Annotated in this window: 10 protein-coding genes; 8 read left to right on the top strand and 2 right to left on the bottom strand. The window is 53.1% G+C overall.

Features of this window, described 5'->3' with window-relative positions; all coding sequences use genetic code 11:
• The first annotated feature begins 111 nt into the window (after positions 1-111).
• The 3 genes from SQ11_RS10850 to ettA all read left to right on the top strand — a co-directional run bounded on the left by SQ11_RS10850 (position 112) and on the right by ettA (position 4,602).
• Positions 112-1,467 (top strand): HlyD family type I secretion periplasmic adaptor subunit, encoded by a 1,356-nt coding sequence (locus SQ11_RS10850; RefSeq protein WP_232297973.1) that lies wholly within the window; start codon positions 112-114, stop codon positions 1,465-1,467.
• A 2-nt stretch (positions 1,468-1,469) separates the two neighbouring features.
• Positions 1,470-2,807 (top strand): TolC family outer membrane protein, encoded by a 1,338-nt coding sequence (locus SQ11_RS10845; RefSeq protein ID WP_041514195.1) that lies wholly within the window; start codon positions 1,470-1,472, stop codon positions 2,805-2,807.
• 130 nt (positions 2,808-2,937) lie between these two features.
• On the top strand, positions 2,938-4,602 hold the full coding sequence (gene ettA, locus SQ11_RS10840; protein WP_041514194.1) for an energy-dependent translational throttle protein EttA: 1,665 nt from the start codon (positions 2,938-2,940) through the stop codon (positions 4,600-4,602).
• Positions 4,603-4,672: 70 nt separating this feature from the next.
• Here ettA and SQ11_RS10835 read toward each other — a convergent pair whose 3' ends face one another.
• Positions 4,673-4,984: a hypothetical protein gene (locus SQ11_RS10835; protein ID WP_156972471.1), complete on the bottom strand. Its 312-nt coding sequence runs from the start codon at positions 4,982-4,984 to the stop codon at positions 4,673-4,675.
• Positions 4,985-5,406: 422 nt separating this feature from the next.
• On the opposite strand from SQ11_RS10835, the gene SQ11_RS10830 reads away from it, so the two are divergent.
• Together SQ11_RS10830 and SQ11_RS16495 are read left to right on the top strand one after the other, a co-directional pair.
• Complete coding sequence (locus tag SQ11_RS10830; protein ID WP_232297972.1) at positions 5,407-5,898, top strand: TIGR02281 family clan AA aspartic protease; 492 nt, start codon at positions 5,407-5,409, stop codon at positions 5,896-5,898.
• Positions 5,899-6,101: 203 nt separating this feature from the next.
• Positions 6,102-6,992, top strand: a complete 891-nt coding sequence (locus SQ11_RS16495) for an SUMF1/EgtB/PvdO family nonheme iron enzyme (protein WP_084226821.1) — start codon at positions 6,102-6,104, stop codon at positions 6,990-6,992.
• A gap of 91 nt (positions 6,993-7,083) precedes the next feature.
• On the opposite strand, the gene murA is transcribed toward SQ11_RS16495, so the two are convergent.
• Positions 7,084-8,334, bottom strand: coding sequence for a UDP-N-acetylglucosamine 1-carboxyvinyltransferase (gene murA / locus SQ11_RS10820; RefSeq protein ID WP_041514192.1), 1,251 nt, complete (start codon positions 8,332-8,334; stop codon positions 7,084-7,086).
• A gap of 307 nt (positions 8,335-8,641) precedes the next feature.
• Between murA and SQ11_RS10815 the strand changes: the two genes are divergently transcribed.
• The 3 genes from SQ11_RS10815 (at position 8,642) to SQ11_RS10805 (ending at position 11,989) form a co-directional block, all read left to right on the top strand.
• Complete coding sequence (locus SQ11_RS10815) at positions 8,642-9,031, top strand: RidA family protein (RefSeq protein WP_041514191.1); 390 nt, start codon at positions 8,642-8,644, stop codon at positions 9,029-9,031.
• Complete coding sequence (recG, locus tag SQ11_RS10810) at positions 9,028-11,130, top strand: ATP-dependent DNA helicase RecG (protein WP_084226820.1); 2,103 nt, start codon at positions 9,028-9,030, stop codon at positions 11,128-11,130. Before SQ11_RS10815 ends, recG begins: the two co-directional genes overlap by 4 nt.
• 70 nt (positions 11,131-11,200) lie before the next feature.
• Positions 11,201-11,989, top strand: a complete 789-nt coding sequence (locus SQ11_RS10805; RefSeq protein ID WP_041514190.1) for an ABC transporter ATP-binding protein — start codon at positions 11,201-11,203, stop codon at positions 11,987-11,989.
• Positions 11,990-12,012 lie beyond the last annotated feature (23 nt).

Genomic DNA, 12,012 nt, shown 5'->3' with positions numbered 1-12,012 from the left:
GCCACAGATTCACTCCATGAAGGTGAGCGGTCACCGATACAGATGTGGAGGAATACTTTTGTTAAAAGGGATTACCGGACCATGTCACGGATTGGGGAATAACTGACGACGATGATGAAGCTGTTTGGCAAGCACGCAGCGGCTACTCATGCCGGCTCCGAGGAAGTGATGCCTTCAGGGATAGATACCGATGCGCGTTTTTACATTCGTCTCGGATGGTGGATTGTCGTGGCTGGCGTCGGTGGTTTTTTAGTGTGGGCATCGTTTGCGCCTTTGGATAAGGGGGTTCCACTCAGCGGGACGGTTACCGTATCGACAAACAGGAAGGCAATACAGCATCAAACAGGTGGTACGATCGAAGATATTCTCGTGAAAGAAGGAGATGTGGTTAAGGCAGGGGCGGTGTTGGTGCGTATGAATAGCGTGCAGGCCAAGGCCAATGCGGAAATGATGCGCGTCCAGTATTTTACCGCGCGTGCAGCAGAGGCTCGTTTGATTGCTGAACGCGATGGGGAGAAGATTATCGTCTTTCCTCCAGAGCTGGAAAGCGTAAAAAGTGATCCGCGTGTCGCCAACAATATTAATATGCAGCAGCATCTGTTTAACTCGCGACGGATGGGAATTGAAAGTGAGTTATCGGCAATTGATGAAAACATCTCTGGACTCAAATTACAAACCAGCGGGTTGGAAGAATCACGGGACAATAAAAAACAGCAATTGGAGTTTTTAAGGGAGCAACTGGACGGAATGCGCGACCTGGCCAAAGAAGGGTATGTAGCCCGTAATCGCTTGCTGGAGCTAGAGCGAACCTACGCACAAATCAGCGGTGCGATCTCAGAGGATATTGGCAATATTGGGCGTGGGCAACGGCAGATTGCCGAGTTGAAGCTGCATCGTATGCAACGTCAGCAGGAATATCAGAAGGAAGTCCGATCCCAATTATCCGATATACAAAAAGAAGCGGAGGCGCTTGCCCATCAGCTGACCGGGCTGGATTACGACCTGGCAAACATCCTGGTGAAAGCACCTGTGGATGGAACGGTGGTAGGAATGAATGTCTTTACACGTGGTGGCGTGATTGGTCCCGGTTTCAGAATGATGGATATTGTGCCAAGCGAAGATGCACTGGACGTCGAGGGGCACTTGCCAGTGCATTTGATTGACAAGGTACATCCTGATCTTCCGGTAGAGCTGATATTCTCCGCATTCAATCGAAACCTGACTCCACATGTGCCAGGCGTTGTAACACACGTCTCCGCGGATCGATTTGTCGATGAGCAAACCGGGCTGCCGTATTACAAGCTAAGAGCCAAAGTGGCACCGGAAGGAATGAAGATGATTGCTGATCTGCAGATACGACCCGGCATGCCGGTGGAGCTATTCGTGAAGACAGGCGAACGAACAATGATGAATTACATACTGAAGCCGATACTTGACCATATTAAAATGTCAATGACAGAAGAATAGAGATGCGTGTAGTTTCACTCCGCCATTGGCTTGTTTCAAGCTTGGGCATCCTGGCTCTATTTCAGATAAATAATGTATCGGCATTGGGGCTGATCGAAGCCTATGACGCGGCGTTGATGAATGATTCCGCTCATCGCGCGGCGATTCACGAAAACGAGGCGGGTCAGCAATTCAAAGCGGTGGGACGCGCCAGCCTGCTCCCCGTGCTGTCGGGAGCTTATACAACCAGTGAAAACATGGGGGATATCACGCGGGGGACCATCACACAGCACCTGACCTATCGCAGTGAGAACGCCAATATTCAGTTACGTCAACCGGTTGTCAACCTGGAAGCGCTTGCCAAGTATAAGCAAGGTATTGCCCAAACCAGTCTGAGTGATTCCAAGTTTATTACGAATAACCAGGACTTGATCGTACGTCTTGTCAGCGCGTATGCCGAGGCTAGATATGCGGAAGATCAGTTGGCACTGACGGTGTCGCAGTTGAGTGCACTTGCGGATCAACGGTTGGCGAATGATCGCATGTTCGAAAAGGGCGAGGGTACCAGAACGGAGATGCTGGAAACACAGACAAAATTCGATCTGGCCGAAGCGCAAGTACTCGAAGCACGTGATAGTCTGACGAATGCCCGTAATGTGCTTGCGGCTATTGTTGGTGATGAAATCACGGCGCTGGATCCGTTACTGGATGATTTTCGCGTGAAGCCGATGCAACCGGGCGGCTTCGATGAATGGAAAGCCATCGCCCTGGAGAACAATCCGGAAATCGCCGCCCAGCGCCATGCGGTCGAAATTGCACGCCAGGAAATCAACAAGCAGCGCGCCGGTCATGCGCCGCGTCTTGACGTTATCGCCAGCGTCACCAAAACCAAGTCCGACAATATCGTATTCTTCGGCCTGGATACATTTACCCGCAGCATCGGTGTTCAGGTGAATGTGCCATTGTACGCGGGCGGCAGCGTCAATGCCCTGACCAGCCAGGCCGTGTCGAACCATGAAAAAGCCAAGGCTGATCTCGAAACCAAGATCAATCAGGTATTGATCGAACTACGCAAGCAATTCAATCTGACCTTGACCAGTGCGCGCCGAATCGACGCGCTTGAGAAATCAGTCAACTCCGGAACCTTTCTGCTCGATGCGACCCAGAAAAGTGTTAAAGGCGGTACACGGACGAATATCGATATACTCAACGCGCAACAACAACTGTTCAGGGCAAGACTCGATCTGACACAAGCGCGCTACAGCTATCTCCTAGGATATCTGCGTTTGCGTAGAGCGGCGGGTACTGTCGATCTAAGTGACCTGCAAGATGTCGCAAAATATTTCATCGCTCGCCAGTAACGCGCCAGTATATAAGAAGCTGGAGCGTAAAAACCTGTTAATCCTTTCATTTTGGTGACAAAGGCCTTATACGCAGTGCCTCCATAGGTTAAACTTGAGTAATTAACCATACTCACGCTAACACCTATCTATGGCTCAATACGTCGTCACCATGAACCGCGTGGGCAAAGTCGTTCCGCCCAAGCGCGCGATCCTCAAGGATATCTCGATCAGCTTCTTTCCCGGCGCAAAGATAGGGTTGCTCGGCCTGAACGGTTCCGGCAAATCCACTGTGCTGAGAATCATGGCAGGGGTGGACAAGGATATCGAAGGCGAGGTGACGGCGATGCCCAGCCTCAAAATCGGCTATCTCCCGCAGGAACCGCAGCTCAACCCCGAGCAGACCGTGCGCGAGGCTGTACAAGAGGGATTGGGCGAGGTATTCAGCGCACAGCAGAAACTGGAAGAAGTCTACGCCGCTTATGCCGAACCGGACGCCGACTTTGAAGCATTGGCTTCCGAGCAGGTCCGGCTGGAAGCCATCCTTGCCGCGAGCGGCGGAGATGGCGCTCAACAGCTTGAAATCGCCGCCGATGCGCTGCGTCTGCCTGAATGGGATGCCATCGTCAAGAATCTTTCCGGTGGCGAGAAACGCCGTGTCGCCCTGTGCAAACTTCTGCTATCCAAGCCCGACATGCTATTGCTGGATGAACCGACCAATCATCTGGATGCCGAGTCGGTGGACTGGCTGGAACAATTTCTTACCCGTTTCCCCGGCACGGTAGTGGCGGTCACGCATGATCGCTACTTCCTCGACAACGCCGCGGAGTGGATTCTGGAGCTCGACCGCGGTCACGGCATTCCGTGGAAGGGTAACTATAGTTCCTGGCTGGAACAGAAGGAAACCCGCCTGAAACAGGAGGAATCGACGGAATCGGCGCGTCGTAAGGCACTCCACAAGGAACTGGAATGGGTGCGGCAAAACCCCAAGGGACGGCAGGCGAAATCCAAAGCCCGTATTGCCCGCTTTGAGGAACTCAACTCGCAGGAGTACCAGAAGCGCAATGAGACACAGGAAATTTTCATTCCCGTTGCCGACAGGCTGGGCAACGACGTCATCGAATTCAAGGATGTCTCCAAGGCTTACGGCGATCGACTGCTGATCGATAATTTAAGCTTCAAAGTACCGCCTGGTGCCATCGTCGGCATTATCGGTCCCAATGGCGCGGGCAAATCCACCTTGTTCCGCATGATCATTGGAAAAGAGCAGCCGGATTCCGGCGAGATAGCAATCGGCACTACCGTCAAAATATCGCATGTGGATCAATCCCGCGATACGCTGGAAAGCGGCAAAACCGTGTTCGATACTATTTCCGACGGCCACGACATTCTCTCCGTCGGTAAATATGAAACCCCCGCACGCGCTTATATCGGCCGTTTCAACTTCAAGGGCGCGGATCAGCAAAAGATCGTCGGTAATCTTTCCGGTGGTGAGCGCGGACGGCTGCATTTGGCAAAAATGCTTATTTCGGGGGGCAATGTCCTGCTGCTGGACGAACCCTCCAACGACCTCGATGTGGAAACCCTACGCGCGCTGGAAGATGCCTTGCAGGAATTTGCCGGATGTGTGCTGGTCATCTCACATGACCGCTGGTTCCTAGACCGCATCGCCACCCACATTCTCGCATTTGAAGGCAATTCGCAGGTTACGTTCTTCGATGGCAATTACCAGGAATATGAAGCCGATAAACGCAAGCGGCTGGGTGAGGAAGGCGCAAAACCAAAGCGAATCCGGTATAAACCGATCAACCGGTGATTTGTTATTGGATCTATAGAATTAGATAGCACATATCGATCCAATCGCCGCCTCTCCTTACCGCCGGCGGCTAATAGCGGCCCTCGAGCTTGGGGCCCGTACCGGTATATTCCTTGTCGTCGTCATACCTTTCAATACCATCGGTGCTGTATCTGGAGTTATCCGGCTTACTGCCGGTCGAGCTCATGGTGCTTTTCGGCTGCTTTTTCTGTTCCGCGCCCTTATTCGGACATTCGTCCCTTACGGCGGCGGAATCCCCCGCGGCTATCTCGTCCGGCATATCGCATTCTTTCGCCTGTAGGATCCCTACGCTGGCGACGCTGACAATCAGCGCGCCCGCGAGTACCAATGATGCTGCCCTTAATGCCGGATAAAATTCCATGATTGCCTCCTGTTGATCCAGCAACATTGCTGTCGTTCAAATAATCCGCACCATCGCCAAATGGCTCAGTGCGGTAGCCCACACATAAAAAAATAAAAATATCCCCATCGCTATATGGCGTTTCTCGAAGGACATGGCTTTTCAATACAATTCTGGTAAATTCAGAGATAATAAAATCATCGTGAGCCCTTAACTGAACACGGTCACATACAGCTCCGCAATATACGTATCGCCGATCCCAGCGGATGATAGCAGACGAATTTCCCGCGCCATAAAATCCCTATGTTGATCCGTTCATGCCCCTGGAAATGTAGCAATGATTCAAATTTTTTTTACCTTCACAGAGTATCCATGCTGCAGGAATCTTGTTACGCCATCCAAAGATTTTTTTTGTTGCCTAAAGCCGAGAACCTTCTGCGAAGATGAGTAGCCGATTTCCCTCGGGCTACATCGCTGCTCTTGCGATCTGGATGGCGATCTCCATCGCGGTTTATCTTTATTTTGATGCGCGCCAGCAGCCCACGATCGCGGTAGCGAGTCCAGAGCTTGCTGCCGGAGAAGTGGTAATCCCGAGATCGCGGGATGGACACTACTATGTGCGGGGTGCGATCAATGGCCATGCAGTCAACTTTATGGTGGATACAGGCGCCAGCATGGTTTCAATCAATCGCGACATTGCACTGCGCTCCGGCCTGGCTGGCGGTATCCCCGCAAACTTCTCGACGCCGAATGGTACGGTCATGGGGGAAATAGTCGCCGGGCAAACGATTGAAGCGGGAGGCATCGTAGTGGAAGGTCTCAGCGTAGGTATCGGCATCCAGGGTAATATAGCACTGCTTGGACAAAACTTCCTGCGCAGGGTGGATGTGCTTCAGTCGAATGATAAAATGGTGTTGCGGGTCAAGACTAAATAAGTCGTACCGATAATAAGCCTGAGCCGGTGATAGGTTCACCGCCAGGCCAGGCTGAATCGCCCAAACTGCCCGCGCCCAAGGCAGCAATTTCTCGCCATACGCGGTTAGCATCGGCTACCATGTAGGCACCCGCTGCGCTCCCTGGTGGGCTTATATACGTAAACGCACTGAAACTCCCAACTTTATTGTTTAGAATGGCATTCATGAAATCGGTTTGTTATACCTATCTGCTCATTTTAATCTTTACAGCATCGGCAGAAGCCCGTTCGGCCGCCTCCGCGCTAGCCGGCGAACACGATGCCAATGTCTTGAATGCGGAAATACCAGCCCAGATAACAAAGAAGGCGTCCGAGAGAAGCAACGCAAGTAATGGGGCGTTAGTTGAGGAAGAACTCGAAAAAAGCGATATCCTTTTCCAAAGGATCGAAGCCCAGCGGGTGGCCCAAGTTGATGAGGGAATCAAGCGGCATGGAGGCAAAAAACAAGGTGAAGGGAATAACGCGTGTACTGATTGCCCCGAACTCATATCCATTCCAGGGTATAAATTTGCCATCGGCAAGTTCACTGTAACTTTTGATGAATGGGATGCCTGCGTGGCGGACGGTGGCTGTGGTGGATACCAGCCCCCGGATAACGGCTGGGGACGCGGCAAAAGGCCGGTGATCAACGTAAGCTGGAACGACGCGCAAACCTATATTCAATGGCTGTCGGACAAATCCGGCAAAGCCTACCGCCTGCCGAGCGCGGAGGAGTGGGAAATTGCCGCGCGCGCCGGTACCACTACGGAATATTACTGGGGGGATGATGTCGGCCGTAATCATGCGAATTGCGATGGCTGCGGAAGCGAGTGGGACAACCGAAGGACCGCACCGGTGGGCAGCTTCAAGCCAAATGCTTTCGGCCTATACGATATGATGGGAAATGTATGGCAATGGACCGGCACCTGCTGGCAGGGCAATTGCGCAAAACGCCTGTTTTATGGTGGCTCATGGAATCACAGACCGCAGGATATGCGCGCCACGACGCGCAACTGGTTTGATACAACGAAGCGCATGCGCTACCTGGGATTTCGCCTCGCCATGACAATTCCCTGAAACAGAGCGGCTAAACGCATGACCCTTTCCTCACCTGATCCCTGGAATTCTGTATCCCGCCAGCATGGGAAAAGGCAAAGCCTACCATACCTCAATCTGCTCGTCTGATTCTCGCTCCCAGCAACGATAATTTGTCCTCGATATGCTCATAGCCGCGATCAAGGTGATAGATACGGTCAATGACCGTTTCGCCCTTCGCGATCAATCCCGCCAACACCAGGCTGGCGGAGGCGCGCAGATCGGTGGCCATGACACTGGCGCCATCCAGACGGGGCACGCCACACACTACGGCAGTATTGCCTTCCACTTTAATATCGGCGTTCATGCGTTTCAATTCCTGCACGTGCATAAAGCGATTCTCAAATATGGTTTCGGTAATGATTGAGGTCCCGGCGGCAACACTGTTCAATACCATGAACTGCGCCTGCATGTCGGTAGGGAAAGCCGGATAGGGCGCGGTACGCAGGTTTACGGATTTCAATGGATTATTAATTTTCAGGTGTATCCAGTCTTCACCTGATTCGATGGCGGCACCCGCTTCCATTAGCTTGTCGAGTACCGCATCGAGGGTATCGGAGCGTGTCTCCGTGAGGTGAATCTCGCCGCCGCTGGCGGCAGCCGCCACCAGGAATGTGCCGGTTTCGATGCGGTCGGCCATGACGCGGTACATAGCGCCGTGCAGCTTCTCAACGCCTTCAATGGTGATGATATCGCTGCCGACGCCATGAATTTTCGCGCCCATCGCAATCAGGCAATTTGCCAGATCCAATACTTCCGGCTCGCGTGCCGCATTCTCGAGCACGGTTGTTCCATCGGCCAGGGTCGCTGCCATCATCAGGTTCTCGGTCCCTGTAACGGTGACAATATCCATGACGATATGGGCACCGGTAAGACGTTTCGCTTGCGCGTGGATGTAGCCATGCTCGATATCAATCTTCGCGCCCATAGCCTGCAAACCCTTGATATGCTGGTCAACCGGACGCAAACCGATGGCGCAACCGCCGGGCAACGATACCCTGGCCGCACCCGCGCGCGCGAGCATGGGACCCAATACCAGAATTGCGGCGCGCATGGTTTTTACCATCTCGTAAGGTGCAACAAGATGGGAAAGATGTCCGGCAGTCAATTCTGTTACTTTGCCATTCGCCGCAATGCTGACGCCCATTTGCCCAAGAAGCCTCAGCATGGTGGTGACATCGTTGAGATGCGGAACATTTTCGATGGTCAGCGCCTCGCCGGTAAGCAGAGAAGCGCATAGAATGGGCAATGCGGCATTCTTTGCGCCAGAAATACGAACTTCGCCGGAAAGCGGTACGCCACCCTGGATGATTAGTTTCTGCATGGGTTATAAATGTTATGAGTGTAAGTCCGTATCAGCTCACCTTTCGATGGGCATGAATTCGGGTAAGAACGAGTCGGTAGCGGGAATCGCTCCGCGCTGAATTCCCCACGGCCATGTATTGGGATACCAGAATGCACGGCCCGACACCTCTTTTTTTGTAATGATTGCCGGTCATGGTTTTACCGGTTGAAATATGCATCCGTTCCCTTCATCATATCGTAAAGAACACTGTTATAAATTCAAATTTGCGAGCCTTCTACTTCGCTTGGGCCACAAAACCGCTATTCAACCACTCAAAGGAGATCAAATGAAAAAAAAGACGATTCAAACTGGCGACGCACCCCAGGCCATCGGTACCTATTCTCAGGCGATACGCGTCGACGGAGGGAATACCGTCTATCTTTCCGGCCAGATCGGGCTGGATCCATTTACCATGCAGATGGTGGTAGGGGTCGAGGGACAAATCCAGCAGGTTTTTTTGAACCTGAAAGCAGTGGCGGCAGCGAGCGGCGGCGGTCTGGGTGATATTGTCAAGTTGAATGTCTATCTGACCGATCTTGCCAATTTTGAGAGAGTGAACGAAATCATGGCGAGCTATTTTACTTCGCCTTATCCGGCGCGGGCGGCGATAGGCGTGGCGGCGCTTCCACGCGGGGCGTTAGTGGAAATGGACGCGGTAATGGTATTGCAGGAGTGAAGCATAATACCGGCGTCGACTCCACGCCGGGTGCCTGTTTTACCAGCAGGATAGTACAGGAAAAACTCGCCAGACTTGGCATCACCAATGAGTTCGATCTGTTGCTGCATTTACCACTGCGCTACGAGGACGAAACGCATCTTTATCCCATCAACGACCTGCCTGAAAACAAGACGGCGCAGGTTGAGGGCGTCATTATCCACAGTGAAGTCATGTATCGCCCGAGGCGCCAACTGGTATGCCAGGTGGAAGACGGGAGCGGCATACTTTTCATGCGCTTCCTCAATTTTTACGGCAGCCAGGCAAAGGCATATGCCCCCGGCGCACGGGTACGCTTGCTGGGAGAAGTGCGTCCGGGTTTTTTCGGTGCTGAAATGGTTCATCCCAAATGCCGCATCGTACATGAAGGCGAGCCATTGGCCGACGCGCTGACGCCAGTCTACCCGGCCACGGCAGGACTCTCCTCGGAAACGATACGCAAACTGGTCCGGCGGACGCTACAGCGGTTAGCGGCAAGCGGCAAGCGGCAAAGTACTCTCGCGGAAACTCTGCCTGACACGATTTTAAGGCACTATCGATTGCAGGATTTCAGCGACAGCGTCATTTTCTTGCATCAGCCATTACCGGATGCATCAGCCGCCCTATTGCAGGAACGCACGCATCCAGCCTGGCGGCGGATAAAATTCGATGAGCTGCTGGCCCAACAATTATCCATGCGCCTGCATTATCGCCAGCGCAGAAGCCATAGCGCCTCTGCTCTACTCAACAAAAACAAACTGACCAACGCGTTGCTGGAATCGCTCCCTTTCAAACTCACCAGCGGTCAGGAAAAAGCATTTGCCGAAATCAGCCGCGATCTTGCCGCATCTTATCCAATGCAGCGGCTGTTGCAGGGCGATGTGGGTTGCGGCAAGACCATTGTCGCCGCATTGGCTGTGTTGCAGGCAATTGAAAATGATTGTCAGGCCGCATTGATGGCTCCAACCGAGATCCTGGCTGAACAACATCATCAGAAGCTTTCAGGTTGGCTGGGGCCGCTGCTTGCTCCCTTGGGAGTTACGATTGCCCGGTTATCCGGCAATCAGAAAAAGAAACAACGGGAGGCCGCGCTCGCCGATATCGCTGAAGGCCGTGCCATGCTCGTCATTGGTACGCATGCATTGTTCCAGGAGCAGGTAGAATTCAATAGGCTCGGACTCGCCATTATCGACGAACAGCATCGCTTCGGCGTGCATCAGCGGCTGGCGTTGAGAATGAAAGGAGCTAAAACAGATTCCGTGCCGCATCAATTAATGATGAGCGCGACACCTATTCCACGCACGCTGTCGATGAGCTATTACGCCGATCTGGATATGTCGGTGATAACTGAATTGCCGCCCGGCAGGACCGAAGTGCTGACTAAACTGGTCGCGGACACCCGCCGCGATGAAGTGACCGCACGTATCCAGGAAGCCTGCCGCGCCGGAAAGCAAGCCTACTGGGTTTGTCCGCTGATTGAAGAATCCGATGCCTTGCAGCTTAAAACAGCGCTGGAAACTTATGAAACATTAGGCCTGACTTTCCGGGAGTTGAAAATTGGCCTGGTGCACGGCCGGCTCTCCGCCCAGGAAAAATCGGCGGTGATGGAATCATTCAAACAAGGTGAAATCCAATTGCTGGTTGCAACGACGGTGATCGAGGTAGGCGTAGACGTACCCAATGCTTCGCTGATGGTGATTGAGCATGCCGAACGCATGGGGCTATCGCAATTGCATCAGTTGAGAGGTCGTGTGGGCCGGGGTGCGGAAGCCAGCATATGCATATTGCTGTATCAGAAACCTCTGTCCGCAGCCGCTCAGGAACGGCTCAAAATTATCTTTGAACATAATGACGGTTTTGAAATCGCGCGCCAGGATCTGCGGCTCCGCGGTCCGGGCGAATTCCTGGGTGCTCGCCAGAGTGGCATACCTATGCTGCGCTTCGCTGATCTGGAATATGACGGGGATCTGCTCGATAACGCCCGTACCGCCGCCGAGGAATTGCTCCGCGACCACCCGGAGGCCGCGAATCGCCATCTCCAGCGCTGGCTGGGGCGGAAGAGCGAATACCTGCGGGTCTAGCAGACTATCGCTTGCTTGCAGCCGTTCCCGAATCTCAACATGGACATGAGGATTTAGCCGGATATCAACGATGTTTCTACAAGCCCAGAATCTAACCCTGCAATATCCCGGCAAGCAGCTGTGCCGCAATTTAAGCTTGACTGTCAAACCGGGCGAATGTTGGGCCATACTCGGCCAGAATGGTTGTGGTAAGACGACATTGATACATGCGTTAGGCGGCTTGCATCCCGTCGGCAACGGAAACGAGTCTTCCGTCATGGTGGCAGGGAAGCCGCCACAAACCTGGTCCCGGCGCCAGCTTGCGCGTAAGCTTGGCGTCATGTTGCAGGAAGAACCCGGCGAATTCTGGGGCAGCGTATACGAATATGTATTACTGGGGCGCTATCCTCATGTCAAAAATATGTTTGGCTGGAACGCCGTTGACCGGGACATGGCACTACAAGCCATTGAGCAAATGGAATTGACCAGCCTCGCCCATCGGCCGCTTATTACCCTTTCCGGTGGCGAGCGGCAGCGAGCGCGTATCGCTTTATTGCTTACACAGTCGCCAGTATGCTATTTACTGGACGAACCCCTGCAACATCTGGATCTGCGCCACCAGCTTCTTGCCATGACGCTGTTTAGCGCACTGGCCAGACAAGGTAGCGCGCTGGTGGTGATGGTGCTACATGATATTAGCTGGGCAAGCCGTTTTTGCGATCATGTTTTGATGTTGTTTGATAATGGTCAGGCTATCAGCGGAAGCACGGAAGAGACACTCAACCAGTCCAATCTTGAGGCGCTTTACCAATGCAATATTAAGGAGATCGTTGTGAACCATGGGCGGCATTTCGTACCCGAAACGATGCCGGGTGTATAATCCGTCCTTGATGCTTCTCAAAT

Source organism: Nitrosospira sp. NpAV, from assembly GCF_000832065.1.
GTDB lineage: Bacteria > Pseudomonadota > Gammaproteobacteria > Burkholderiales > Nitrosomonadaceae > Nitrosospira.
Note: the sequence above shows the minus strand (reverse complement) of the source record. Positions and strands in the feature narration are given on the sequence as shown.